We start from the raw sequence: 24,120 nt of genomic DNA on the forward strand, positions 1-24,120 counted from the left end.
ACAGGAGCAGCCATGACCAGCGACACGCCCGGCCCGGCGGCCCCGATCCTCGAAGCCGTGGGCCTCACCCGGCACATCCCGGTGCACGGGCGGCGCCGGGGCCAGGTGGTACGCGCCGTGGAAGGGGTCGATCTGGCCCTGCGGCGCGGGCAGATCCTCGCGCTCGTCGGGCAGAGCGGCTCGGGCAAGAGCACGCTGGCCCGGCTGCTGGCGCTGGGCGACCGGCCGACGGCGGGCGAGATCCGCTTCGAGGGCCGGGTGGTCGACGCCGCACGCGGGCGGGACCGGCGGCGGCACTTCGGCGAGGTGCAGATGATCATGCAGGACCCGTTCGCGTCGCTGAACCGCCTGCACCGGCTGCGGTACATCCTGTCGCGGCCGCTGCGGAACTTCCGCGGGCTGCCGGCGGCCGAGCTCGACGCGCGGATCGTCGAGCTGCTGGAACGCGTCAACCTCACCCCGGGCGGCGAGTTCATCGACAAGTACCCGCACGAACTGTCCGGCGGGCAGCGGCAGCGCGCCGCCATCGCGCGGGCGCTCGCGGCCGACCCGTCGGTCCTGCTGGGAGACGAGCCGGTGTCGATGCTGGACGTCTCGATCCGTCTGGACGTCCTCAACCTGCTCACCGAACTGCGGGACCGCGACGGCCTGGCGATGCTCTACATCACCCACGACATCGCGAGCGCCCGTCACGTCGCGAACGACATCCTGGTGATGTACAGCGGGCAACTCGTGGAAGGCGGCCCGGCCGAGGCGGTCACCCAGCACGCCCGGCACCCGTACACGCAACTGCTCCTCGCCGCCTCGCCCGACCCGGACCGCCTGCGCGCCGGCGGCACGAACGGTACGAACGGCTCGGCCGGCGCCGACGGTACCGATGGGGCGCCGGGTGCTTCCGGCACGGGAACGGTCACCGGCGCCGACCGCCTGGACGCGGCGCGGGAGCCCGACCTGAACACCACCGAAGCGGCCGGCTGCCCGTTCCGCGCCCGCTGCCCGCACGCCCAGCCGATCTGCGCCGAGCAGCTGCCGGAACCGATCGACGTCGGCTCCGGCCACTGGGCCCGCTGCTGGCTCTACCGATGACCGAGGAAGGCCGATGAACACGACAGGCGCCACCACCGGCACCACCACCGCGGGCCCGGGCCCTGCACCGGCGGTGCTGCGACTGCACCCGGACGACGACGTCGCCGTCGCACTCCGCACCCTCGACCCCGGACTGACCCTGGACGCACTGGAGTTGACCGTCGCCGACCCGGTGCCGCACGGGCACAAGATCGCGGTGCGGGACCTGCCGGCGGGCGCGGCGGTCCGCAAGTACGGCCAGGTGATCGGCGTCACCAGCCGCCCGGTCGGCCGTGGCGAGCACGTCCACGCCCACAACCTCCGGATCGGCTCGCTCGCCCGCGACGCGGCCGGCGCGGACCTGGTGGCCCGGCTGCCGGAACTGCCCGCGGGCCTGCGGCTCACCTTCGACGGGTACCGCCGCGCCGAGGGCCGGGCCGCCACGCGCAACTACATCGGCGTCCTGTCCTCGGTGAACTGCTCGGCCACCGTGGCCCGGCTGGTCGCCGACCAGGTCACCCGCTCCGGACTGCTCGCCGACCACCCGAACGTCGACGGCGTCGTGGCGCTGACCCACCCGACCGGTTGCGGGATGACACCCGACGGCAGCGGCATGGAGATGCTGCGCCGCACCCTCAGCGGATACGCGGCGCACCCGAACTTCGCCGCCGTCATCGTGGTCGGCCTCGGCTGCGAGGTCAACGCGGTCGCCGACCTGACCGACCGCTTCGCGCGCGACGGCGTCGGCTCCGCGCAGATGCTCACGATCCAGGCCGCGGGCGGCACCCGGGCGGCGGTCCGCGACGGCGTCGCCCAGGTCCGCGCGCTGCTGCCCGAGGTGAACGCGGTCCGCCGCGAGCCGCTGCCGGTCTCCGAGCTCGTCCTGGGCCTCCAGTGCGGCGGGTCGGACGGCTTCTCGGGCATCTCGGCCAACCCCGCGCTCGGCGTCGCGTCCGACCTGCTGGTGGCCGCCGGCGGGGTGTCGGTGCTCGGCGAGACACCGGAGATCTACGGCGCCGAGCACCTGCTGGCGCGCCGCGCCGCCACACCCGAGGTCGCACAGCGCCTGTACGACCGAATCCAATGGTGGGAGCGGTACACGGCGGCGAACGACGCCAGCATGGACAACAACCCCTCGCCGGGCAACAAGGCCGGTGGCCTCACCACGATCCTGGAGAAGTCTTTGGGCGCGGTGGCGAAGGGCGGCCAGGCGCCGCTCGCGGGCGTGTACGAGTACGCTGAACCGGTGCGCACCCCGGGCCTGGTGTTCATGGACACCCCGGGATACGACCCGGTGTCGGTCACCGGGATGGTCGCCGGCGGGGCCAACGTGCTCTGCTTCACCACCGGCCGCGGATCGGTGTTCGGCTGCAAGCCCGTGCCCTGCCTGAAGTTGGCCACCACCAGCGACCTGTACCGGCGGATGCCCGACGACATGGACCTCGACTGCGGCGGGATCGTCGGCGGGTCGGTGACCGTCGAGGAGGTCGGCCGCCGCATCTACGACGCGGTGATCGACGTCGCCTCCGGCGAGGAGACCGCCAGCGAACGCCTCGGCTTCGGCGACAACGAGTTCGCGCCCTGGCAGCTCGGCGCGGTGATGTAGGTGGCCGAGCGACTCAGCCTGCGCACCCTGGACACCCTTCCCCGGCGGCTGCGGCCCCCGGTGGACCCGCGCGGCCTGCGGACCGGCGTCGTCCACCTCGGCCTCGGCGCGTTCCACCGCGCGCACCAGGCCGCGTTCACCGAGGACGCGATCGTCGAGGCCGGCGGCCCGTGGGGCATCTGCGGGGTCACCATGCGCAGCGCCGCGGTGGTCGACCGGCTCGCCCCGCAGGACGGGCTGTACACGGTGCTGGCCGACAGCGGCGCGGGGGCGTCCGCGCGGGTGTCCGGCGTGGTGCGGGAGGTGCTGTTCGCCGGGGAGCGGGCCGGCGAGGTCCTGGCGCGGATCGCGGACCCGGCGGTGCACGTGACCACGCTGACCGTCACGGAGAAGGGCTACTGCCACGACCCCGCGACCGGCCGGCTGCTGCGGGCGGACGCCCGGGTCCGGGCCGACGTGGCGCGGTCCCGGCCGGGCAGCGCGCTGGGCCTGCTGGTGCGGGGCCTGCAGGCACGGATGCGCGCGGACGCCGGTCCGATGACCGTACTGAGCTGCGACAACCTGCCCCGCAACGGGGCCACGCTGCGCGGCCTGGTCGCGGAGTTCGTCGACCTGCTGCCTGCCGCCGAGGCGGCCGGGTTGCAGGCGTGGATCGCCGCCCAGGTCCGGTTCCCCAGCGGCGTCGTGGACCGGATCGTGCCGGCCACGACCGAGGCCGACCGGGAGCGGGTGGCCGCGCTGCTGGGCGTGGAGGACGCCGGTGTCGTGGTCACCGAACCGTTCCGCCAGTGGGTGATCGAGGACGACTTCGCCGGCCCGCGCCCGGCATGGGAGGCGGTCGGCGCGCAACTGACCGCGGACGTCCACCCCTACGAGCAGGTCAAGCTCCGCATGCTCAACGGCGCCCACTCGGCGCTGGCCTACCTGGGCGCGCTGGCCGGCGACACGAGTGTCGCGGCGGCCGTGGCCGACGACGGCTTCGCCGGCCTGGTCGAGCGGATGCTGGCCGAGGAGGTGATCCCGACCCTCGACGCGCCGGCCGGTATGGACCTGCGGGAGTACGCGGACGGGGTGCTGCGGCGCTTCGCCAACCCCGCGCTGCGGCACCGCACGGCGCAGGTGGCGATGGACGGTTCGCAGAAGCTCCCGCAGCGGCTGCTCGCCACGATCCGTGCCTGCCGGGCCGCCGGTGTCGAGCCGCGCCGCACCGCGTTCGCCGTGGCGGCCTGGATGCGCTGGGTGTGGACCGACCGCACCGACACCGGGGCCCCGCGCGACCTGGACGACCCGCTCGCCCCCGAGCTGCGCACCGCCGTCCAGGGCTGCACCTCGGCCGGCCAGGTCGTCGGCCGGCTCCTCGCGGTCACCGAGGTCTTCGGCCCGGACCTGGTCGCCGATCCGGTGGTCGTGGCCCTGCTGACCGAGGCACTGACCCTGCTGACCGCGGACGGCGCCCGAGCCGCTGCCCGCGGCGTCAGTGCCCGGTGGTGACGTGCCGGGCGGCGGGGCTTCGGGTGTTGAGCCGGCACAGGGGGTCGCCGTGGGCGGACAGGTGGAGCCAGTGCGCGGTGAACCGCTGTCCGCCGCTGCCGTACGTCCCGTGCTCCGTGCGCTCCTCGATGCGGAGGTCCGGCCAGGCGCACAGGGCGTGGTGGCCGGACCTGGTGACCACGAGGCCGTGGTCGAAGATGTGCAGCCGTGTGTCGCGGTGGTGGAGCCGGCCTTCGGCCCGGATGCCGATGACGGGGATCGCCACCGCGCAGACGAGGAGCACGGCCGCGATCGTACGGGCCGTCGTGGGGTAGGGGCCGAGGAGCAAGCCGATACCCACCACCGTCAGGGGGACCGCCAGTGCCGTCGAGGCGCATCCGAGTCCACCGGTACGACTGCCGAGTTGCTCTGTCAGGACGTGGCCGCCCAGGCGGTGCTCTTCGGCCGCCCGCCGTGCGCGCGCCAGTGCCTCGCGGTCGGCCTCGTCCGCACGCGTTCCCCGAGTCATCGTCTCCCCTTCCCCCGGCACGCCGGCGCTGCCGTGCGTACGAGACCAGTGTCCCCCTCGACGACGGGTCAGGGTTGATTCCTGGGCATGCGGACACGGCCCCGGGTGAGACGCGCGGGCTACGCTGGTACGCAGTGGTGTCGACTCGCCGGAGGGGGAGGGGCCATGAGGATGCCGAGGTGGTTGCGGCCTCGCGCGCAGCAGGCGGTACCGGATGACCCCGTGGTGCGGCAGCCGCGGTATCGGCCCGCGCAACACGTCGTGGTGCGCGTCGTGTTGGCGCTGGAGACACCCGCGTCGGCCGACGCGATCGCGGCGGCGATCGACGTCGAGCGGGGCCTGGCCGCGGACGCCCCGGCTGCCGGGAGGACATCCGCCGACGCCGTCCGCGAGGTGCTGCGACGGATGGCCTCGGACGGACGCGTCACCGCGATGCGCCCGTTCCAGTGGCACGACCATCGCGTCCGCGTGCCGGGGCGTTGGGACAACACCGACTGGTGGTGGCCGACACACAAGTGGGACGAGCTGCGCAATGCCCGCAGCCGGCGCCGGAGTTCGGGGCCGACGTTCGGGGCGCCGGCGAGCGACCGGCGTCGGCAGCCCCCGGAGAAGAGCGACGTGGCCAAGGCCGTCGACCGGGTCATCGCCGCGAACGACGCTCACTACCAGGCCCACAAGAACGACTTCGGCTCCAGCGGTTACTGAGGGCTCCCCACCCGGGACGCGACGGCGAGGACCGCGAAGCGGAGATCGTCCCCTCGCGGTGTCAGGTGGCGCTGTCGGAGCTTTCCACGGGGTAGGGGACGTAGGTGCGGCGGTCGGGGTCGACCGCGAGCCGGCCGCCGGCCGGCGGCCTGGCGCGTTGGGCGCAGTCGCGGCGTTCGCAGATCCGGCAGCCGAGTCCGATGGGGGTCGCGGCACGCGGATCGTCCAGCGCGATGCCTTCGGCGTAGACCAGCCGGTGGGCGTGGCGTAGCTCGCATCCCAGGGCGACGGCGAATTCGGCGCGGGGCGCGTGGTGTCCCGCGCCGCCTCGGGAGACGGTGCGGGCGACCCAGAAGTAGCGTTTGCCGTCGGGCATTTCGGCGACCTGGGTGAGGATGCGGCCGGGGGAGGAGAACGCCGCGTAGACCGTCCACAGCGGGCAGGTGCCGCCGAAGCGGGAGAAGTGGAAGTCGGTGGCGGACTGGCGTTTGGAGACGTTCCCGGCCCGGTCGACGCGGAGGAAGGAGAACGGCACTCCGCGGGCGCGGTTTCCTGAGCGTTGCAGGGTGCTGAGCCGGTGGCAGACGGTCTCGAAGCCGACGCCGAAGCGTGCTTGGAGCAGTTCGATGTCGTACCGCACCTCCTCGGCGGCCGCGCGGAACGCCGTGTACGGCATCAGCAGCGCACCGGCGAAGTAGTTGGCCAGTCCGATCAGGGCCAGGTCCTCGGATTGAGGGGAGGTGAGGTCGGCGGAGTCGATGAGGGTGTCGAGCAGCGGGCGGTGTTCGAGCAGCGCGATCTGCGTGGCGAGTTGGAACGCCTGCCTGCCGTCGGTCAGCCACGGCGAGAGGATCAGCAGGCCGCGGGCCGCGTCGAAGTGCCGCACGTCCGCCGACCGCCGGCGGGTCGCCTGCACGACCGTGACGTGATGGCGCTCGGCCAGACGCCGGCGCAGGACGTCCGCCGCCGTACGCGCCGAGTCCAGCCCCCAGGATCGGGCGGCGCGTTCGGCCGCACTGTCGAGTTGCCCGAAGTGGTTGTGGTGCGCGTAGAAGAAGTCCCGGACCTCGTCGTGGGGTTCGGCCGGCGGCAGGGTGCTGATCCATGAGGCGGGGGCGTCGGCGGAGGCGAGGGCGGCGACCTGTTCCGCTGCGTCCCGGTAGCGGCGGTGCAGGGCCACCAGGGCGCGGGCCACCTCCGGATGGTCGCGCACGACCTCGGCGACCTCCTCGGCGGGGACGGACACATCGGTGGCCTCGTCGCCGAGCGCGGTCCGCAGGTCGGTGCCGAGCCGCTCCTCGGCGGCTTCGGAGAAGAACTCCGGCTCCACGCCCAGGACTTCGGCGATCCGCAGCAGCACAGGGGCGGTCAGCGGCCGCTGGCTGTGCTCGATCTGGTTGAGGTAGCTGGTCGAGATGCCCAGCGCGCGGGCCAGTTCGACCTGGTTCATGCCGCGCTCGGCACGCAGCCGCCGCAGCTTGGCGTGCGCGTAGATCTTCCGTCCGGCCGTTCGCGCCATGTGCCCTCCGCCCGCTTCTCCGCCGCGGCGGACGCGTGCCGGGTGCCGCTGCGCCGTCCCCGTCGTCCCCGTCGTCCCCGTCGTCCCCGTCGTCCCCGTCGTCCCCGTCGTCCCCGTCGTCCTTGTGAAGATACCATCCGCACATTTCGCAGAATTCGCAGATCCGCAAGGTGCGGCTGTACGGATTCAGCAATGTGGAGCGCTCGCCCGGACCGCGGGCCGGGTGAATGCTCGGCGGTGGAGGCCGACGGGACCGCGCCGGACGAGCGAGTTCCCGGGCGTCGCCGGTCCCGTCCGACGAACACCGTGAGGAGTCCCGTGATCGACCATCAGGTACGTGTCCATCCCAGCGCCGACCGGTTGCCGCGCGAGGAGCAGCTCGCCTGGAAGCTGGCCTCCGTCGCGACCGGCACCCAGGAGACCGCCGACCTGGACCCGGCAGCCGCGGCCATGGCCGTCAACCGGGTGATCGACAACGCGTCGGTCGCGGTCGCGTCCCTGCGCCGCCGCCCGGTTGCGGTGGCCAGGTCCCAGGCGGCCGCGCACCCGGTGGCCGGAACGGGGGCGGCAGCGGCTGCGGCGGCCGGAACAGGGGCGGCAGCGCGTTCGGCGGCGCCCGGCGCCTGCGTCTTCGGCACCGACCCGGGCCGGCGGGTGTCACCCGAGTGGGCGGCGTGGGCGAACAGCACAGCGGTGCGCGAGCTGGACTTCCACGACACCTACCTCGCCGCTGAGTACTCCCACCCCGGCGACAACATCCCGCCGCTGCTCGCGGTCGCCCAGCACACCGGACGCTCCGGCGCCGACCTGCTGCGCGGGATCGTCGTCGCCTACGAGATCCACGTCGCCCTGGTGAAGGGCATCTGCCTGCACGCCCACCGCATCGACCACGTGGCGCACCTCAGCGCCGCCACCGCCTGCGGCCTCGGCGCGATGCTGCGGCTGCCGGCCGGCGTCGTGTCCCAGGCGGTCGGGCAGGCGGTGCACACCACGACCGCGACCCGGCAGTCCCGCAAGGGCGAGATCTCCAGCTGGAAGGCGTTCGCGCCGGCCTTCGCCGGCAAGGCCGCGATCGAGGCGGTGGACCGGGCGATGCGCGGCGAGGGCGCCCCTTCCCCGATCTACGAGGGCGAGGACGGCTTCCTCGCCTGGATGCTCGACGGGCCCAAGGCCTCGTACACGGTGTCCCTGCCGGAGCCCGGCGAGGCGCGCCGGGCGATCCTCGACACCTACACCAAGGAGCACTCGGCCGAGTACCAGGCCCAGGCGGTCATCGACCTCGCCCGCCGGCTGCGGGAGCGGATCGGCTCGACGAGGGACGTGGCCGGCGTCGTGCTGCACACCAGCCACCACACCCACCAGGTGATCGGCTCCGGTTCCGGCGACCCGCAGAAGTACGACCCGCACGCCAGCCGCGAGACCCTCGACCACTCCGTGCCGTACATCTTCGCGGTCGCCCTGGAGGACGGCACCTGGCACCACGAGCGCTCGTACGCGCCCGAGCGCGCCCGGCGGCCGGAGACGGTCGAACTGTGGCAGAAGGTCTCCACGGTGGAGGACCCGGCCTGGACCCGCCGCTACCACGACCCCGACCCGCAGCGCCGGGCGTTCGGCGGGCGGGTGGTGATCACGCTCACCGACGGCACGGTGATCGAGGACGAACTCGCCGTCGCCGACGCCCATCCCGCCGGCGCCCGCCCCTTCGACCGGGCCGGCTACACGGGCAAGTTCCGCGCTCTCACCGAGGGCGTGGCCACGCCGGGCGCGCAGGAGGCGTTCCTGGACGCCGCCGGCCGGCTCGCCGATCTGGACAGCGCCGCGCTGACCGGCCTGTTCCCGGCGGTCGACACGGACGCGGTCGCCGCCTACGACGCGCGGCTCCCGAAGGGCCTGTTCTGATGCTGCACACCCGCACCACACCCGCCCAGCGCCGCCGCGCGCTGCGGCAGCACCTCGCCTCCGGGCGGCTGCTGCGGATGCCGGGCGCGATCAACCCCTACTCGGCGAAGCTGATCGAGGAACACGGCTTCGAAGCGGTCTACCTCTCCGGCGCTGTGCTTGCCGCCGAACTGTGCCTGCCCGACATCGGCCTGACCGCCTCGACCGAAGTCGCCGCCCGCGCCCAGCAGGTCACCCGCGTCACCGACCTGCCGGTGCTGATCGACGCCGACACCGGATTCGGCGCGCCGGTCAACGCCGCCCGCACCATCCAGCTCTTCGAGGACGCGGGCCTGGCCGGAATGCACCTGGAGGACCAGATCAGCGTCAAGCGCTGCGGCCACCTCGACGGCAAGACACTGGTGACGCGCGAGGAGATGGTGCAGCGGGTACGGGCCGCCGCCGACGCCCGGCGGGACGGCGACTTCCTGCTGATGGCCCGTACCGACGCCCGTGGCGTCGAGGGCATCCAGGCGGCGATCGACCGGGCGAAGGCGTACGTCGACGCCGGCGCCGACGCGATCTTCCCCGAAGCCCTCGCCGGCGAGGCGGAGTTCGCCGCGTTCCGCGAAGCCCTCGACGTGCCGCTGCTCGCCAACATGACCGAGTTCGGCAAGGGCCCGCTGCTGACCGCGGCCACTTTGGAGAACCTCGGGTACAACATCGCCCTCTACCCGGTCACCCTCTTCCGCCTCGCGAGCGGCGCCATCGAGGACGGCCTGCGCACGCTGGCCGCCGAGGGCACCCAGGAGTCCCTGCTGCCCCGCATGCAGACCCGCTCCCGGCTCTACGAAGTCCTCGGCTACGAGGACTACACGGCCTTCGACTCGGCCGTCTTCGACTTCACCCTCCCGCCCGGCACCTGAACCCCGCCCGGCCGCACTCTCGTTGGAGGCCCCATGCCCCGCACCGCACCGCCCGCGACACCGCCCGCGACGCCGCCCGCGACCTCGTCCGCGGTCCCGGACATCCACCGCGGTCTCGCCGGTGTCGTCGTCGACACCACCGAGATCTCCACGGTCATCCAGGAGACGAACTCCCTGACCTACCGCGGCTATCCGGTCCAGGACCTTGCCGCGAACCGCTCCTTCGAAGAGGTCGCCCACCTGCTCTGGTACGGCGATCTGCCCGACAGCGCGCAACTGCGCGAGTTCCGGGCCCGCGAGCGTGCCCTGCGCCCGCTGGACCGCACCACCGCCGAACTCCTGCTCCGGCTGCCCGAGACCTGCCATCCCATGGACGTCCTGCGCACCGCCGTCAGCTTCTTCGGTGCCGAGGACCCCACCGAGGACGACGGCAGCCCGGCCGCCAACCGCGCCAAGTCCCTGGCCCTGCTGGCGAAACTGCCGACCGTGGTCGCCGCCGACCACCGCAGGCGCCGCGGCCTCGACCCGATCCAGCCCGACCCGGCTCTCGACTACGCCGAGAACTTCTTCCACATGTGCTTCGGCCGGGTACCGGAGCCGGAAGTGGTCCGATGCTTCGAGATCTCCCTCATCCTCTACGCCGAACACAGCTTCAACGCCTCGACGTTCACCGCCCGCGTCGTCACCTCCACGCTCTCCGACCTCTACAGCGCGGTCACCGCGGCCATCGGCGCCCTCAAGGGGCCGCTGCACGGCGGCGCCAACGAAGCGGTGATGCGCATGCTCAACGAGATCGGCGACCCGCAGCGCGCGGGGGCCTGGCTCGACGACGCCCTGGCCTCGAAGCGCAAGATCATGGGATTCGGCCACCGCGTCTACAAGCGCGGCGACTCGCGCGTCCCGATCATGCAGGAGGCCACCGACCGCCTCGTCGCCCGCACCACCGACCCCGAAGCCGCGCGCCTGGCCGCCCTGCACGCCGCGCTGCGGCAGGCCATGGCCGACCGCAAGGGCATCCACCCCAACCTGGACTACCCGGCCGGACTCGCCTACCACCTCATGGACTTCGACATCCCGGCCTTCACCCCGATCTTCGTGATGAGCCGCATCACCGGCTGGACCGCCCACATCACCGAACAGCTCGCCCACAACGCGCTGATCCGCCCCCTCGCCTCCTACGACGGCCGCCCCCAGCGCCCCGTCCCGAGCGCATCCTGACCGGGCACGACGACGGGGGCAGCCCCCGCCGGATCGGCCGAGTCGTCACTCAAGTCGTCAACTGAAACATAAGGAAGTTCATCCCCAGGGGTGCTTCCGTCGGTAACGTGGAGTACCCGGATTCCAGGGTCGGCGGAAGCAACTGGGGGTGTCGCTGTGACGGATGGCCACGGGCAGCAGCCGGAGTCCGGTGCGCGGGACGAGACCGGTGCGCCGCCCCCACCTCCGCCGCCCTTCCCCTCCCAGCCGCCCGCCGCTACCCCGCCGCCACCCCGGCCGCCCCACCCGCCGCACCCGCCGTCGGCTACCACGCCGCCCTGGCCGTCGCTTCCGCCGCAGCCACCTGCGATACCTCCACCGCCGGCCCGGCCGCCCACGGCGGGCGCGCCGACCGGGTCCCCGCGCGCGGTGGCCAAGTGGTTACGGCAGTCGCGCGCCCGGTCCCTCACGGCCACGGGCGTCGCACTGGCCGTACTGGCGAGCCTGCTCTACGTGCTGTGGCCGGGCGGGTCCAGCGGATCGGGCGGGTCCGGAGACGCCAAGCACGAGGCATCGGCTCCCCACGTGTCACCGGCCCGGCAGGGCGCGTCTGCGGCACGGGAGTTGAGCGCCCTGCCCGCGGTGAGCCTGTCGATGGTCTACGCCCCGGCCGAGCACCGGTCCATGACCCGGGCGAACCTCACGGTCACCAGCACAGGACAGGCGTCGGGAACCCTCAGCGAACCGGTGGCCGGGAAATCCACCCTCGCGTGGGCCGGCGACCAGCTCTACCTGAAGGGCGACTCGGCGTTCTGGGCACAGCAGGAACCCCTGTTCGGCACGGACCTGACCAGCACCGGCCATTGGGTGGCACCGCAGAAGCGCTCCGGCTACTACATGCTCGACGGCTTCGGGGTGGACGCCGGCTCGCTGACGCCGGCCTCGCTCGCCGCGCTGGTCCGCCAGGTCACCTCCGACCCCGAGGCGGTGCGGGAGGACGGCGCGACGTTCCAGGGCCGCAACGCGGTCTCGTACACCTCCCAGGGCTGGACGGTCGTCCTCGCCAGTGCGGCCCCCTACTCCGTCCTCGCCATCGGCGGCGACCCCGGCGGCGACAGCCCCGTCAAGTCCGCCACCTGGCACTCCGCCCGGCGCACCGGGGACGCGGCGGTGCCGGCGGGCCCCCGTACGGACGCCGTGCCGGCCGACGACAGCGACTACAGCAGCTACCTCCTGCTGGAGCCGAAGCCGGCCACCACCGAGCAGGCCGGCTCGGTCCCCGCCACCACCGCCTCGGCCGTGGCGACCGCCGTCCCGCCCGCCACGTCGGCCGAGGCGACGTCCAAGACGATGGGGCCCGACTTCACGATCACCAGCAACTCGCCGTACCTGTGCACGACCGACCCGTGCGCGTACTCCTTCACGGTCACCAACAGCGGTGACCAGGCGGGCGCGGCCACGCTCTACCTGACCCTTCCGCAGGTGCCCGACCAGCCCCACCCGCTGGGCACCTTGCAGCCCAAGCAGTCCAAGACGGTCAGCGGCTCCCGCCCCAACATCGCCCCGCCCGGCAAGACGGTGACCCACACCGACTACGCCTGGGTGTACTCGGCCGCCGAGTACGGCTCCGACCCGAAGGTCGGCAGCCGGCTGCACGCACGCAACCTCCAGCCGGACGACGTCTCGGTCGGCACGCCCCTGAAGCCCACCGTGGCGAAACTGCTGGACCAGATGACCAAGGACCGGCCGACGAGCGACACCGAGGCGGGCAGCAAGTCGGTCGACGCGCTCGAAGGGGCCGACGACCAGGGCGAGTTGCCCGACCTGGGGGAGATCGTCGACTCCGGCCGGCTGGACAACCCGCAGGACCTGCGGACGATCCTCCCCACCACCGACAAGGTCGAGAACCAGCGCGTGCTGGAGCAGATCGCGGCTCTGCTCCTGGCCGACCCGCAGGCACACGTCACCTGGAGCGTGCCGTCCACGACCGCAGGAGCGGCACCCCCGGCGGACTACCTCTACACGACCACCGAGCAGGGCCGGCCGGCCAAACGCGCCGTGAAGACGGAAACGGTCCGCAGCCCGGCCGAACTCGGATCGCAGGCACGCATCGGCGCCGCGCAACTCAACGGCGAGCAGCCGGACTCCTCGGCCGGCGGGGGCCAGCGGGTGCGCTCCGGATATGAACGGGTGCTGCGCCTCGACCTCGAACCGTTCGTGGGCCCGCTGCTGGACCTGGCCACCACGCAGGACCTGGAGCATCTCCTGTCGACAGGACAGCAGTTCCAGCAGCTGCGGGACAGCCTCTGCGAGGCGAACGGCGGCGGCCCCCGCGTCGACCGCCTCGTCATCGTCAATGGCTCCGGCACCCACCAGTGGACCGACCCGAGCCAGGTCGGCGCCCGCTGCGTCTCCGGCGGGACCTCGCCGTCGCCCTCCCCGTCGACCAGCACCACGCCGGACAGCAAGCCGACCTGCCTGACGCAGCGTCCGCCGGCCGGCGTCGCCGAGTCCAGCGGGGCGGGCTGGATCTACTACGCCCCCACCGGGTCGCACCAGCGGGCCACCGCGGCCACCGCGTGCCTGAAGAATCCGCTGGGCACGGGCACCGCCTCCAACTCCAACAGCCCCGGCATGACCACGGCCCGCAACCGCGCGAAGGCACTGCTCCCGGGAGTGCCGGGGGTCCTGGTCAACAGCTGCCACCTGATACCCAAGGAGTTCGGCGGCCGCGGCATCCAACGCAACCTCACGCCGTGCTGGGCCACGCCCGTGAACGTCGGTGAGATGACGGACATCCAGACGGCGGTCCGCGCCTTCCTCAACAAGCGCGGAACCGTACGGATGACGGTGACCGCCCAGTACAAGGACACCGCGGCGGTGATCCCGTACGCGTTCACCTTCCAGATCACCGCCTGGGACTCCCGCGGGAATCCGTACCCGCTCGCGGTGCCCGGCGGCGGCACGGTCCAGAATGTGAAGGGCGGAAAGAACCTCAGTCCCTGACAGGTGGTGGTCCGGTGGTGCGGGACGACATCGCCGCGTTCGCGCGGATCACCGGGGCCGCGCCCGGGACGGCCGGGCCGGCGCTGCCCTGGGCCGACACCCGGGCCGCGTACGGCCTCGACCTGCCCGCCGACTACCGGGCGTTCGTCGACGCCTACGGGCCCGGGACGGTGGGCAGCCGGCTCACCCCCCTGATCCCGCTGCCCCCGTGCGGCACCGGGACCGGGATCGCCGCCCTGGGACCCGTGCTGGACGCGGCCGCCGAGATCGGCGCCCTCCTGCGCGGCCTACGGGAGAAGTACCCGGACGCGTTCCCGTACCCCTTCCACCCCGAGCCCGGCGGCCTGCTCGCTTGGGGCGGCGGCGTCGGCGGCGAGCAGTGCTTCTGGCTGACCCAGCCCGCGGACCCGGACACCTGGCCGGTCGTGGTCTGGGACAAGGCGGACTGGCACCGCTACGACATGGGCATGGTCGCCCTGCTGAACCGCGCCCTCAGCGGGCATGACGCGTTCCTCGACGAACTGGTCGGCCCCAGGCCCGGTCACCCCCTGTGGAACCCCGAACCCTGATCTGCCCCCCGGGTCCCCCCTCCGGGAACCGTTCGGCAACCGGTCAGCAGTTCCACTTCGATGAGCCGGGGCTGTAGTTGTCGGCGAGGTAGACAACCTTCCCCCGGGGAACGCAACTCCCGATGCGACTACTGTAGTTGTGGTTCCGATACAGGGTGACACCCGCGCCCGAGGTGCCGTTGTTGAAGACGGCGTACGTGAACTTCCCGTCCTGCACCCAGGAGCAGTTGTCCCAGTCGGGGGCGTCGTCCTCCCACTTGCACGGATGGGTGTCACCACTGGATTGATAGGCGCAGAAGTACTTGCTGGGACAGGCGCCCGTGCTGATGCCGGACGGCGCGGCCGAAGCCGGAGCGACGGTCGCGGCGGTCACTGCCCCGACGGTGACAGCGGCAGCCGCGGCACACCGCGCCGCGCGTGATCGAATGCGCATTTCTTTCCTTCCGATCGACTCACCAGCCGATTCTGAGCGCCCCCACCTCAATCCTCATTCGCCGACAGCGCACACCTCTTGGCCCCCAGCGCAACGAGCGTGCGGCTACCGACCCCGAGCTCTGCCCATGCGGCTGCGGCGGATGAGCGGCGTGTGTGCGTTCGGACGCGGTTCGTGAGCCGGCTCGGAAATGCGTTGCCGACGGCGGCGGGTGGCAGCAGGGTGGCCTGGTGAGTACCGACGACGAAGTCCGCCAAGCGGCCCACGGCGTGGCCGACCTGTTCGCGCACGGGCGGCTGACCGCCATCCCGCGTCGCCCCGTCCGACGCGAGCAACTGCTCGACTACCTCACCGCCCGCCTGTTCACGGCCGGCCGTGACTACACCGAGCAAGAGGTGAACGAGGCCATCGCCACCGTGCACGACGACACCTCCGCGCTGCGCCGCTACCTGATCGAGGCGGGCTTCCTCGGGCGCACCAAAGACGGCGCGGTCTACCATCGCCTGCGCTGAGCAAACCCCGCCGGCAGCAGCCGGCCGCCGCATCCGTTGACATGCGCCGGTGACGAGGGCTTCCTGGTGGGGGCGTTGCGGGTGTGGGCTCACCAAGCGTCGGCTGTCTTGCCGGAATGTATCGCTTCAGTGCGGTTTTGTAGTTCTGGTAGGAACTGGGTGATGGCGGTGGTGTCGGGGTGCCCTGAAGTGCGGTCCATGAGCTCGGTCCGGCTGATGATCGCGCCGTAGTGGGTTCCTTCGCAGGGGCACACCGCGATGTGTTCGGTGCCGTCGTCGTCGGTGACGATGTAGAGGCCGGGGTCTTCGCCGGGGTCGGCCCGTATGAGGCGCTGTACGTCGTCCGCGGTGATGTGCAGAGCCATGCGCGCACGGTAGGCGACCCTGGTTTCCCTTGTCGAGATGATCGGCGTGCTGGGGCACCTGCGTTTGCGTGCGCGCGGCCGTACGTGGGGAAGCTGTCGGTCCTGCCGTGAGCGTTGAACCGTACAACTCGTAGGGCCGCGGGCGGGTCGGCCGAGCGTACGGTGGACCGACCGACGCCGACCCGCCCGGCAGTTGACCGCCTCACCGCCTCACCGCCTCACCGCCTCACCACCGCGACATACGCGTCATCGTCACACGTCCGTACGGACCCGAGGGCCACGGCCGCCGCTGCCCGGCCGCAGGCCGTTGCCGAAGCGGCGTCAGCGGTACACGAGCAGGTGGTCACACGTGGTCGTGCCGTCGTGGAGCGAGTCGTCGCTGCTGAGGACGTAGAAGGACCCGGCGAACCCGGCGGCCGTCATCTTCGGCACCACGATCAGTGTCTGCCTCGCCATGTCCAGCCCAGCCGGGTTCACCACGTACCGGTACAGCAGCGTGAAGAGGTTCTGCCCGAGGTCGGGCAGTTTGAGCACCCGGTACGTGCGGTCTCCGGAGCCCTCGGCCCCGGTGATGGCAGCTTGGTACTGCGGGGAACCCCAGTGCGAGGGTTGAGTGGCGATACGGGACATCTTTTCCAGGTCCTGCAGCCGCGCCTGCGTACTCGGCCGGATGCCGGCCATGTGGATGTGCAACTGCTGGAGTTGGCGGGAGAGCGCCGAATTGATCCCCAATCCGATATTCGGGTACTGCACCGGAACGCTCCCGCCGCTCCGGGCGTTCTGCCACGCGTCGTCCCAGTAGTTCGCCGCACCGGAGGTCTCGAGAAACGGGCATTCGATACCGGTGATCCGGCACGTGGGGACCAGGAGATAGTTGTGCCGGGTTTCGGGCATGCCGTGCAGGATGATGTAATCCGCGCTCATCTTGAGGCAGTTGGGCTTGAGTTGCGGCGGGGGCGGAACGGTCCCGTGCACGCAGAACTGCACGTCGTTCCACAGCGGGTCCTTGTCGGTGGGCTTACCGCAGAGGGGCTGGAACTGGGCCGGAGGGCAGGAGCTCGGACCTGCCCCGGGAGGGGAGGTGGGGCAGGAGTCGGCCGGCGACTCCGCGTGCGCCGGGTCGGCCGCCGAGGCGGCGCCCCCGAGCGGCCCCGCACCGGCCAGGAGAGCCGCCGCACCGACGGCCCCGGAGAGCGCGACGAATTGACGGCGCGGCACCTCGCGCGCGTTGCCGGAGTCGTTCATGCGCGATCTCCCTTGGTGGTGGCCGATGATTTCGCTCGTGGCGGTGAGCGAAACGGAACAGCCGGCCGGAACCTGCCCTGCACTGATTCGCTCACAGGATATGCGGCCGGGAGAAATCTGCCCATCGACTGAATGAGTGAGCTTCGCGTGACGCGATCGAACTGTCGGCCCGTCAGGGCGGCCGACACGCTGGGCGGTTCGCCGAGAGAAACTCTTTCGGCCCGAGTTCGGGGAACCGTGATCGACGTGGAGCCAGCGCCGTACGTTCTCGTGCTTCTTGGGATTGGAAGCCAGGTAGTCAGTGACGGTTTCTCGGCGATGATCGGGCGTGGAACGGCTCGACGTCGGAGACCCACAGCGGGGTGCCGTCCGGAGCGGCCAGGAACTGCACGTGGCCACCGAATGCCTTGTGCTTCTGGCTGAACCACAGGTCGTTGCCGTTGTCGCGGACCCCAGCGAGGCGGTCTGACTCGATCAGGGTGCCGTCGAGGACCACGTGGGTCATGCCCTGGCGTCGGCAGCGCTCCAGGACTGCCGCGCGGAGTGCCGATTCGCCGCCGGTTCGCTGCCAGCGGGCGGGACAGGTACTCCACGACGTGGCGCGGAACGTCGAGCGTGGCACCATAGTTGACCAACGCGAAGCCTCTGGTGGTTGCGGACATGATCTTGTGGTGAGACCTGCCCTACCAGGGGCTTCACGCCTGATCGCAACCGGACCCGCGGTAGCCGATCCGCGATGGGTCGCTCGATGCCATGCCACGAGTAACGCCCCGTCAACGCACGGGAAGGCCGCAGGCTGCGAGGACGAGGTGCAGCCGCTCCTCGGTGACGTGCGTCAAGGGCGGGACCAGGAGCGTCGCGATTCCGGCTTCGACGGCCGCGCCGTCATGGCTGGAGCGATCGCCGACCATCAGTGCCTCGTCGGGTCGCACCCCGAGCTGGTCAAGGGCAACGCGGAAGACAGCGGGGTCGGGTTTGCACACGCCTTGCTCGAAGGAGAGGACGAAACTGTCGACGTACTCCTCCAGGCCGGCCTTCATGAAGCCGGGGCGGATGTCGAAGTGGATGTCGCTGACGATCGCCACCTTCAGTCCGGCCGCCTTCAGCGCCGCGAGGGTCGGCTCGGCATCGACCGCAAAGGGGTTGTCGGTGGCGTCGGACAGCGCCGCGTACATCTGGTCGGCCAGGTCCGAGTCGATACCCGCGGCGTCCACCCACCGCAGGTAGCTCTCACAGTGTGCCGCGGCTGAAAGGTCCGCTCCGGCCCAGCCTTGCTCGACCTCCGACAGCCGGCCCGCCACACTCAGGGCTGCGCTGATCCGCTGCACCTCCGACTCGGATACATCGCGTTGAAGGTGCCGCAGTGACCGCTCGATCCACTGGGCGCCCCTGGGCCGTATCTGGCCCGGACCCCACTTCGGGACGATGAGAGTTCCGACCCAGTCGAGGAGGACGGCTTTGAAGCAGGGCATGGTCTCCCCCCTGACCAGACGGTTTGCGATCGCTGGCAGGCTGCCACCCGCACCCCAACGAGTCAATCCCGGGACGTCTCCCGACGCGCTCATCCTCAACGGCCGGCGGACGTGATCTCCGTTGAGAAAACCTCAGTGAGCCCAGTGGCCCACGCCGCCGGCCGCGGCGCCTTTATCAGCGTCGCCTCTCCTGGGTGAGGACGGCTTCGGCGACGACGGGGGCCGAAGCCTGCTGCGGACGACGCTTCTTGGCCGGCGGGGGACCGGCCGGACAGCGAGGACGCGACGGTCGGACGGTCGAGTCCTTTCGGTACGCCGTGGTCGGCCACGGCCCCAACCGGGGGCGAGCCCGCCCGACGCGGGAGAACGTGAACTTCTACGAGCAGGTGAACGAACTCCACAACCTCGCTCACCCGCTCCGGACCTGCTCGGCGGAACGGCTGGGATCGGATAGGGCCCGCTCCGCGCGATCGACCCGAACGGCGTGTCAGCCAATCTCCTGGCCGGTCTGAGACGATGGACGGGACCATGCGGATGACCGCAACAGAGGGGGAGATCGTGGTCGGTCTGGTGCTGCTCGGAGTTCTGGTGCTTGCCGTCGGCGGGTGCGTATGTGTGGTGTGGGCGGAGCGCGGCGGGCCCCGCTGGGTCCGCGGCGTGGCGACCGTGACGCTTGCTGCGGGCGATCTGGTGCGTCGTTCGGATTCGGACAGGAAGCGGCGCCGGAGCCTGAAGGGGACCACTGGCGGCGGTGACTAGGAACGGGAAGCGCTCTGAACCGGGCGGAAGGCCGGGCAGCGGACGTGCAGAGCCCCGAGACCAGGACGCGGTCTACCCGCCCGGCCGCAGCCGCACGCTGTCGGCGACGAGCCCGCGAGGATCGGGTACCGCGGGCTGCTCCGTCGAGCTGACGCGACGAAGCTCGTCGAAGAGAGGTCGGCACCTGTCCGCCAACGGCTTCCCGTCCGCAGGTCGTTGGCGGTGATAGAGGGCGATGACAAGCGCGTGCTCGATGATGTCCGTCTCGTCCCAGGCAAGGAGGACGTCGCCCGGGGGTGGAAGGACGGTCACATTTCCCGAATCCGCTGCCGCCACCACGCTGCCGCATGCCATGAACTCAGGGATGCGGCCCTTGGATCGGGCAGTGTGCGACGCAGGAACTCCGCATCGAGTCGGGCGACGATAGCGCCCAGCCCTCCCCGCGCTGCGGGCGGGAGCCGACGGAGCGCTTCTTCGAGGGTGTCCCGAGCGTCCAACGGGTCGCAACAAGGGCAATCGTGCCAGGGCAGATACAGGTGCCGGCCGGGCCTGCGGAGAAAACTCTCGTACTGGTGCAGGGCGTCAGCAACAACACCGTGCCCCAGATAGCGGGCTTCGATCTGCTTGATGGCTGTCTGAGTCCGGCGGGGAATGCCCGGAATCTGACGGACGGGACGAATGCTGGTGCGGGCCGGCCACCGCTGAGCGCGGATGGCGCCGGGCGGCCTACGCGCCATCGGCCTTTCGGGTCAGCGTCATGGCACCCATCATGCCAGGGCTCACGGTGACAGTCAGCGGATGCCCGGCAGGGAATGACAGCACCAGCCCGGCTACCCGCAACCAGAAGACCCTGACCACCGGTCAACGGTCAGCTCCCAGCCACCTCGACAACGGACTGGTCGACGTCGCCACCCGCACCATCGCTGCCGTGGTGGTGCGGCCGTCCACCAAGTCGGTGGACGCCTGACGGTTGTTCCGTATGACCGCGCGGTCAGCTCTCACCAGCCCGGTCGGTGCGGTGATGGGCGAGGAGCCAGTCGTAGAAATCGGGGTCGTCGTATGTCCGGGTCCAGGAGTCGTGCCCCACCCCCGGGTACCGGGTGAAGCGGACGTCCGAGCCGAGGGCCTCAAGCCCTGCCACGATCTCCTCGGTGAACTTGATCGGGACGGTCGTGTCCTCCTCGCCGTGAAAGGTCCAGACCGGTAGGTGACGAATGCGGTCGACGCCTCGGTCCCGCAGACCTCCGCAGATCGAGACGATGGCGGCGAAGCGCTCGGGATGGCGGACGGCCAGGCTCCAGGTGCCGAAGCCGCCCATGCTCAGGCCGGTGACGTAGATGCGGGAGGGACCGATGCGGTAGTCGGCGGCGACGTCGTCCAGGAGCCCGCCAAGCGTGTCCACCTCGGCGATCCATTGGCTGGATTCGGGGCACTGCGGGGTGGCGATCACGAAGGGGAACTCGTGGCCGGCCTCCGCCAGTTTCGGGATGCCGTGGCTCATCGCCGAGTCCAGATCGGAGCCGCGTTCGCCGGCGCCGTCGGGGGCCGGGGCGGGGTCGCCGTCGAGCAACTCGGGCTTGTGCGCAGCCGGGTGACGCTTCGGAGCTGCGCATCACATGCACCTCAATCTCATGTGGCAGCGTGTCAGAGAATCGGCCGGGGCCGGTCCCCTCGTGCCCGTTCGGCAGGGCGCAGGTCAACTGCGCCGGTTCCGCACGGCCGTACCTGGCCCGGGGCCTCGCAGAACGTGCTGGTCCGGGTGGTGGCGTCGGCCAGGTCCGCGAGGAGGCGCGCGAGTCGGCGCGGCCGACGACCCCGTGGCGGTCAGGGCTGACGACGAGTCGGGGGCACGCTGGACCGATCATGATGCGGGCACGACCTCGAATGAGACACGCCGGCTAGGGCTGAAACAGCTTCCACTGCCCCTCGGAGACGACCTCGACGGTGCCGTCGACCACCTTGACGGCACTCTCATCGTCGATCGCGTACGTCGGGGCGGGAATGTGTGCCGCCCACTTCTCGGCGTTGGCCAGGGAGGCGTCGGGATGGCGCGGGTTCTCCAGGTGCGGGATCACCGCGAAGTCGACGAGCCCCGCTCCACGGCCCGTGACGAGGAGCCGGTCGACGTCCCCGTCGGGCGTGGCGAAGACGACCTTCTCCGAACTCACCGGCCCTTCGTTCCCGCGGGGCGGCTCGTCGTAGGTCTCGACGAAAGTGGTGGTGGCGGCGATGCTCCCGGCACTCACCCCCACGTACACCGCCTCGGGGCGCAGCGACGGCAGTAGGTCGGTCAATCCGGAGCGGCGCATCCAGCCGGCCAGGAACAAGGGGTCGCCGCCCCACACCAGCAGCGCGTCGGCGTCCCGCACCGTCGGTACCCAGGCGGCCTCCTCGATGCTCGGCAGCACCGACAGCTCCAGGACCCCCAGGGACTTCCAGCCCAGATCAGCCAGCAGCGACGAACCCTGGCCGCTGAGCGCTCGCCAGGCCATCCCGGGGCCACCGGGGAAGGGATAGACGGCGGTGGGGATGAACAGGGCGTTGGATTCGGCGATCGGTTTGCCCAGCAGATCCTCCAGCGCGCCGCGGATGCTGCGGTTCTGGATACCGGATGACGTGAGGAGAGCTTTCATGGCCTTGCCTTCCTGGGGTGCCCTGATGAGATGCCCGACGCGCCCACCAGGGGTGCCGGCCGGGTCTCGGACCCTAGTACTCGGCACTGACATTCAGCATCGGCCCGAGGGCGATCTGCGGCCGCACCGGCGGCATCGACGGCCGCTGCTGGAGCTGCGGCGTCGTGTCCGGTAGCAGGATCAGCGACGGATCGGATACCCGGTCCCGGAGCATCCGCTCGCTCCAATGTGGCGCAGCCGATCGGATGGCCAGGCCGTCTGTACGGAAGGGCGCCGGATTTGGACCATCGGGACACGTGGCCGTGGCGCGGAGAGGGCGAGTTGGGGCCGCCGGCTTCATCCACGAGCTGCGGCGTCGGCCCTACACGGGTTGGGGAGGCGCCCGGTGTCACAGTCGGGTGGTATCCACGCGTTCTGACGTCACCGCAGGGCTTGCCACGGCGCTGTGGGCGGGGTTCCGGGCGTGTCGTGCCCGGAACACCCGCATCACGGTCTACCTCATGAGATCAGTGGGTTTGTCGATTCGTGTCAGCTTCTGCGGATTGGATGTCGCGTAGATCCGGGTGATGCGTCCCTTCTCGATCACGAGGCTGACCGCGGCCCGTCCGCTGTCGGATGCGATCTGGATCGCGGGGCTGCCGTTGAGCCACGTCGGCGTGGTCGCGGTCTTGGACCGGTCGGTGCCGGCGAGCATGGTCGCCACGAGCTCGGCCCCGTGGAGGGGGGTCAGCGCGGCGGCCGTGAGTCCTCCGCCGTCGGCGATGAAGACCACATCCGGCGCCATGATCTCCAGAAGGTCCTGGATGCGCCCGGTGTGCAGAGCGGCGATGAACCGGTCCACCACGGCCTGGTGCTCCGACCGGCTCACGCTGACGCGTGGTTGCCGGGCGGCGACGTGGTTCCGGGCCCGGCGGGCGATCTGCCGAACGGCGGCGGCAGTCTTGCCCACGGCCTCGGCGACCTCGTCGTACGGCATGTCGAAGACCTCGCGGAGGACGAACACCGCGCGTTCCACCGGTCCGAGCGTCTCCAGGACGGTCAGCATCGCGATGGAAACCGTCTCCGCGAGTTCGACGTCGTCGGCGACATCGGGATGGGTCAGCAAGGGTTCGGGCAGCCACTCGCCGACATAGTCCTCGCGGCGACGGGAGAGCGTGCGTATGCGGTTGAGCGCCTGCCGGGTGACGGCCCGGACGAGGTACGCCCGCGGATCGTGGACCTGCGACCGGTCGACGTCGGCCCACCGCAGCCAGGTCTCCTGCAGCACGTCCTCCGCATCGGCCGCGGAGCCGAGCATCTCGTAGGCGACGGTGAACAGCAGGCTGCGGTGGGCGACGAACGGGTCCTCGGTCATTGCGAGGACCCTACGCGGGACGTCGTCGCCGGGCGGTTGGCCAGCGGGGTCTCGCAGGCGTCGGAGAATCCCTGGGAGGTGACCCCGTTCGCCACGTTGGCCCTGGTCGCCAGGTTGACGTAGGCGATGAACGCGGTGAGCTCCACCATCGCCGACGTCCCGAGCCGCTCGAGAAGGGCGGCGTACTGCTCGTCGGTGACCGTCGGCGGTGTGTTCGTCATCGCCTCGGAGTACCCCATGACGTCGCGCTCCAGCGGCGTGAACACGTCCGCTTCATGCCAGCGCGGCACCTGGCTCGCCTTGGCCAGGTCCAGGTTCTCGTTCTGCGCCTGGAAATAGCCGACGTCCAGGCACCAACTGCAGCCGACCTGCGACGCGACGGCCATGTGCGCGAACGACTTCAGGCCCGGGTCGACCGCGTCCCACGCCCCCACCTTGGCGCCGAACTCCAGATTGTCCTGGGCCATCCGAGGGCTGTGCCACAGCACTTCGACGTTCTCGGGCACGGCGCCCAGTTGCTTGATCATGCTCTCCTCGAGCTCGGCGGGGAGCTCGGCCTTCGGCAGTCGCAGTGTCATGGTGTCTCTCCTTGCATGCGTCCCTGTGGGGCTGTTCGGCATGAAGACACCGCCCGGTCCGCGCATGTGACAACCACCGCCGCCCCGATGTGCGCCCGCGGCCTGTTCGTAACTGCTGCTGTTCCTCGCGGATCTCCACGGGCCCCCGGGCCGGCCCCGAGATCGTCAGCCGCACGTACGCGAGGCCCCTGGCGACTGCACGACGTAGCTCCTGGTGCGGCCGGTCATGCTCCGGAGAGCCCGGGAGAGCCGGTGACCTGCCACGCCCCTGATTGCCGTCCCGCAAGTCGACATCGAGG

Annotated in this window: 24 protein-coding genes; 12 read left to right on the forward strand and 12 right to left on the reverse strand. The window is 71.4% G+C overall.

Going from position 1 to position 24,120, the window contains the following annotated elements; genetic code table 11:
• Positions 1–12 precede the first annotated feature (12 nt).
• Genes OG896_RS40140 through OG896_RS40150 form a run of 3 tightly spaced genes read left to right on the forward strand, consistent with a single transcriptional unit; the run spans position 13 to position 4,162 of the window.
• Positions 13–1,086, forward strand: a complete 1,074-nt coding sequence (locus OG896_RS40140; protein ID WP_329373509.1) for an ABC transporter ATP-binding protein — start codon at positions 13–15, stop codon at positions 1,084–1,086.
• 13 nt (positions 1,087–1,099) lie between these two features.
• The gene (locus OG896_RS40145; RefSeq protein WP_329373511.1) at positions 1,100–2,671 is read left to right on the forward strand and encodes a UxaA family hydrolase; all 1,572 of its coding nucleotides are present in this window, start codon (positions 1,100–1,102) and stop codon (positions 2,669–2,671) included.
• Positions 2,672–4,162, forward strand: a complete 1,491-nt coding sequence (locus OG896_RS40150; RefSeq protein WP_329373512.1) for a mannitol dehydrogenase family protein — start codon at positions 2,672–2,674, stop codon at positions 4,160–4,162.
• Here the strand turns inward: OG896_RS40150 and OG896_RS40155 are convergent.
• Positions 4,146–4,670 (reverse strand): hypothetical protein, encoded by a 525-nt coding sequence (locus OG896_RS40155; RefSeq protein ID WP_329373514.1) that lies wholly within the window; start codon positions 4,668–4,670, stop codon positions 4,146–4,148. The two genes, OG896_RS40150 and OG896_RS40155, sit on opposite strands and share 17 nt — an antisense overlap.
• A gap of 264 nt (positions 4,671–4,934) precedes the next feature.
• Here OG896_RS40155 and OG896_RS40160 point away from each other — a divergent pair, with 264 nt between their 5' ends.
• The gene (locus OG896_RS40160; RefSeq protein WP_329373516.1) at positions 4,935–5,375 is read left to right on the forward strand and encodes a hypothetical protein; all 441 of its coding nucleotides are present in this window, start codon (positions 4,935–4,937) and stop codon (positions 5,373–5,375) included.
• Between the two features lie 61 nt (positions 5,376–5,436).
• On the opposite strand, the gene OG896_RS40165 is transcribed toward OG896_RS40160, so the two are convergent.
• Positions 5,437–6,894, reverse strand: coding sequence for a short-chain fatty acyl-CoA regulator family protein (locus tag OG896_RS40165; RefSeq protein ID WP_329373518.1), 1,458 nt, complete (start codon positions 6,892–6,894; stop codon positions 5,437–5,439).
• A 318-nt stretch (positions 6,895–7,212) separates the two neighbouring features.
• Between OG896_RS40165 and OG896_RS40170 the strand changes: the two genes are divergently transcribed.
• The 5 genes from OG896_RS40170 (at position 7,213) to OG896_RS40190 (ending at position 14,470) form a co-directional block, all read left to right on the forward strand.
• Positions 7,213–8,793 (forward strand): MmgE/PrpD family protein, encoded by a 1,581-nt coding sequence (locus OG896_RS40170; protein WP_329373519.1) that lies wholly within the window; start codon positions 7,213–7,215, stop codon positions 8,791–8,793.
• Positions 8,793–9,698, forward strand: coding sequence for a methylisocitrate lyase (prpB, locus tag OG896_RS40175; protein WP_329373521.1), 906 nt, complete (start codon positions 8,793–8,795; stop codon positions 9,696–9,698). Before OG896_RS40170 ends, prpB begins: the two co-directional genes overlap by 1 nt.
• A gap of 33 nt (positions 9,699–9,731) precedes the next feature.
• A complete protein-coding gene (locus tag OG896_RS40180; protein ID WP_329373523.1) occupies positions 9,732–10,916 on the forward strand; it encodes a bifunctional 2-methylcitrate synthase/citrate synthase in 1,185 nt (394 codons plus the stop codon).
• 408 nt (positions 10,917–11,324) lie between these two features.
• Positions 11,325–13,901, forward strand: coding sequence for a DNA/RNA non-specific endonuclease (locus tag OG896_RS40185; protein WP_329373524.1), 2,577 nt, complete (start codon positions 11,325–11,327; stop codon positions 13,899–13,901).
• 14 nt (positions 13,902–13,915) lie between these two features.
• On the forward strand, positions 13,916–14,470 hold the full coding sequence (locus OG896_RS40190) for a hypothetical protein (protein ID WP_329373525.1): 555 nt from the start codon (positions 13,916–13,918) through the stop codon (positions 14,468–14,470).
• Between the two features lie 43 nt (positions 14,471–14,513).
• Here OG896_RS40190 and OG896_RS40195 read toward each other — a convergent pair whose 3' ends face one another.
• A complete protein-coding gene (locus OG896_RS40195) occupies positions 14,514–14,903 on the reverse strand; it encodes a peptidase inhibitor family I36 protein (protein ID WP_329373527.1) in 390 nt (129 codons plus the stop codon).
• Positions 14,904–15,133: 230 nt separating this feature from the next.
• On the opposite strand from OG896_RS40195, the gene OG896_RS40200 reads away from it, so the two are divergent.
• Positions 15,134–15,415 (forward strand): DUF2087 domain-containing protein, encoded by a 282-nt coding sequence (locus tag OG896_RS40200; protein ID WP_329373530.1) that lies wholly within the window; start codon positions 15,134–15,136, stop codon positions 15,413–15,415.
• A gap of 89 nt (positions 15,416–15,504) precedes the next feature.
• On the opposite strand, the gene OG896_RS40205 is transcribed toward OG896_RS40200, so the two are convergent.
• The 4 genes from OG896_RS40205 to OG896_RS40220 all read right to left on the reverse strand — a co-directional run bounded on the left by OG896_RS40205 (position 15,505) and on the right by OG896_RS40220 (position 18,590).
• Complete coding sequence (locus OG896_RS40205; protein ID WP_329373531.1) at positions 15,505–15,780, reverse strand: hypothetical protein; 276 nt, start codon at positions 15,778–15,780, stop codon at positions 15,505–15,507.
• A gap of 321 nt (positions 15,781–16,101) precedes the next feature.
• The gene (locus tag OG896_RS40210; protein WP_329373533.1) at positions 16,102–17,025 is read right to left on the reverse strand and encodes a CDP-diacylglycerol diphosphatase; all 924 of its coding nucleotides are present in this window, start codon (positions 17,023–17,025) and stop codon (positions 16,102–16,104) included.
• A 298-nt stretch (positions 17,026–17,323) separates the two neighbouring features.
• The gene (locus OG896_RS40565; protein WP_443057219.1) at positions 17,324–17,530 is read right to left on the reverse strand and encodes a hypothetical protein; all 207 of its coding nucleotides are present in this window, start codon (positions 17,528–17,530) and stop codon (positions 17,324–17,326) included.
• A 268-nt stretch (positions 17,531–17,798) separates the two neighbouring features.
• Complete coding sequence (locus OG896_RS40220; RefSeq protein WP_329373535.1) at positions 17,799–18,590, reverse strand: HAD family hydrolase; 792 nt, start codon at positions 18,588–18,590, stop codon at positions 17,799–17,801.
• A gap of 465 nt (positions 18,591–19,055) precedes the next feature.
• Here OG896_RS40220 and OG896_RS40225 point away from each other — a divergent pair, with 465 nt between their 5' ends.
• Together OG896_RS40225 and OG896_RS40230 are read left to right on the forward strand one after the other, a co-directional pair.
• Positions 19,056–19,256 (forward strand): hypothetical protein, encoded by a 201-nt coding sequence (locus OG896_RS40225; protein WP_329374585.1) that lies wholly within the window; start codon positions 19,056–19,058, stop codon positions 19,254–19,256.
• A 784-nt stretch (positions 19,257–20,040) separates the two neighbouring features.
• The gene (locus OG896_RS40230) at positions 20,041–20,223 is read left to right on the forward strand and encodes a hypothetical protein (RefSeq protein WP_329373537.1); all 183 of its coding nucleotides are present in this window, start codon (positions 20,041–20,043) and stop codon (positions 20,221–20,223) included.
• Between the two features lie 24 nt (positions 20,224–20,247).
• Here the strand turns inward: OG896_RS40230 and OG896_RS40235 are convergent, their stop codons facing one another.
• The 5 genes from OG896_RS40235 to OG896_RS40255 form a co-directional block, all read right to left on the reverse strand.
• Entirely contained in the window at positions 20,248–20,826 is a 579-nt protein-coding gene (locus OG896_RS40235) for a dienelactone hydrolase family protein (protein ID WP_329373539.1), read from the reverse strand.
• A gap of 328 nt (positions 20,827–21,154) precedes the next feature.
• On the reverse strand, positions 21,155–21,889 hold the full coding sequence (locus OG896_RS40240) for a Type 1 glutamine amidotransferase-like domain-containing protein (protein WP_329373541.1): 735 nt from the start codon (positions 21,887–21,889) through the stop codon (positions 21,155–21,157).
• Positions 21,890–21,962: 73 nt separating this feature from the next.
• Positions 21,963–22,103 carry a hypothetical protein gene (locus OG896_RS40245; RefSeq protein ID WP_329373543.1) on the reverse strand — a complete coding sequence of 47 codons (141 nt, stop codon included), beginning with the start codon at positions 22,101–22,103 and terminating at the stop codon, positions 21,963–21,965.
• Between the two features lie 279 nt (positions 22,104–22,382).
• Positions 22,383–23,243, reverse strand: coding sequence for an RNA polymerase sigma-70 factor (locus OG896_RS40250; RefSeq protein WP_329373545.1), 861 nt, complete (start codon positions 23,241–23,243; stop codon positions 22,383–22,385).
• A complete protein-coding gene (locus tag OG896_RS40255) occupies positions 23,240–23,821 on the reverse strand; it encodes a carboxymuconolactone decarboxylase family protein (RefSeq protein ID WP_329373547.1) in 582 nt (193 codons plus the stop codon). The genes OG896_RS40250 and OG896_RS40255 overlap by 4 nt, the downstream gene beginning before the upstream one ends.
• Positions 23,822–24,120 lie beyond the last annotated feature (299 nt).

This window comes from Streptomyces sp. NBC_00669, assembly GCF_036226785.1.
Taxonomy (GTDB): Bacteria; Actinomycetota; Actinomycetes; order Streptomycetales; family Streptomycetaceae; genus Actinacidiphila.

Excerpts from the sequence above, each read along its gene's own strand:
- OG896_RS40220 (WP_329373535.1), bottom strand. The coding sequence starts at position 18,590 with ATGAGCGCGTCGGGAGACGTCCCGGGATTGACTCGTTGGGGTGCGGGT.
- OG896_RS40195 (WP_329373527.1), bottom strand. The coding sequence starts at position 14,903 with ATGCGCATTCGATCACGCGCGGCGCGGTGTGCCGCGGCTGCCGCTGTC.
- prpB (WP_329373521.1), top strand. The coding sequence starts at position 8,793 with ATGCTGCACACCCGCACCACACCCGCCCAGCGCCGCCGCGCGCTGCGG.
- OG896_RS40210 (WP_329373533.1), bottom strand. The coding sequence starts at position 17,025 with ATGAACGACTCCGGCAACGCGCGCGAGGTGCCGCGCCGTCAATTCGTC.
- OG896_RS40180 (WP_329373523.1), top strand. The coding sequence starts at position 9,732 with ATGCCCCGCACCGCACCGCCCGCGACACCGCCCGCGACGCCGCCCGCG.
- OG896_RS40140 (WP_329373509.1), top strand. The coding sequence starts at position 13 with ATGACCAGCGACACGCCCGGCCCGGCGGCCCCGATCCTCGAAGCCGTG.
- OG896_RS40245 (WP_329373543.1), bottom strand. The coding sequence starts at position 22,103 with ATGCTCCGGGACCGGGTATCCGATCCGTCGCTGATCCTGCTACCGGAC.
- OG896_RS40250 (WP_329373545.1), bottom strand. The coding sequence starts at position 23,243 with ATGACCGAGGACCCGTTCGTCGCCCACCGCAGCCTGCTGTTCACCGTC.
- OG896_RS40165 (WP_329373518.1), bottom strand. The coding sequence starts at position 6,894 with ATGGCGCGAACGGCCGGACGGAAGATCTACGCGCACGCCAAGCTGCGG.
- OG896_RS40145 (WP_329373511.1), top strand. The coding sequence starts at position 1,100 with ATGAACACGACAGGCGCCACCACCGGCACCACCACCGCGGGCCCGGGC.
- OG896_RS40155 (WP_329373514.1), bottom strand. The coding sequence starts at position 4,670 with ATGACTCGGGGAACGCGTGCGGACGAGGCCGACCGCGAGGCACTGGCG.
- OG896_RS40240 (WP_329373541.1), bottom strand. The coding sequence starts at position 21,889 with ATGAAAGCTCTCCTCACGTCATCCGGTATCCAGAACCGCAGCATCCGC.
- OG896_RS40565 (WP_443057219.1), bottom strand. The coding sequence starts at position 17,530 with ATGACCCACGTGGTCCTCGACGGCACCCTGATCGAGTCAGACCGCCTC.
- OG896_RS40255 (WP_329373547.1), bottom strand. The coding sequence starts at position 23,821 with ATGACACTGCGACTGCCGAAGGCCGAGCTCCCCGCCGAGCTCGAGGAG.
- OG896_RS40205 (WP_329373531.1), bottom strand. The coding sequence starts at position 15,780 with ATGGCTCTGCACATCACCGCGGACGACGTACAGCGCCTCATACGGGCC.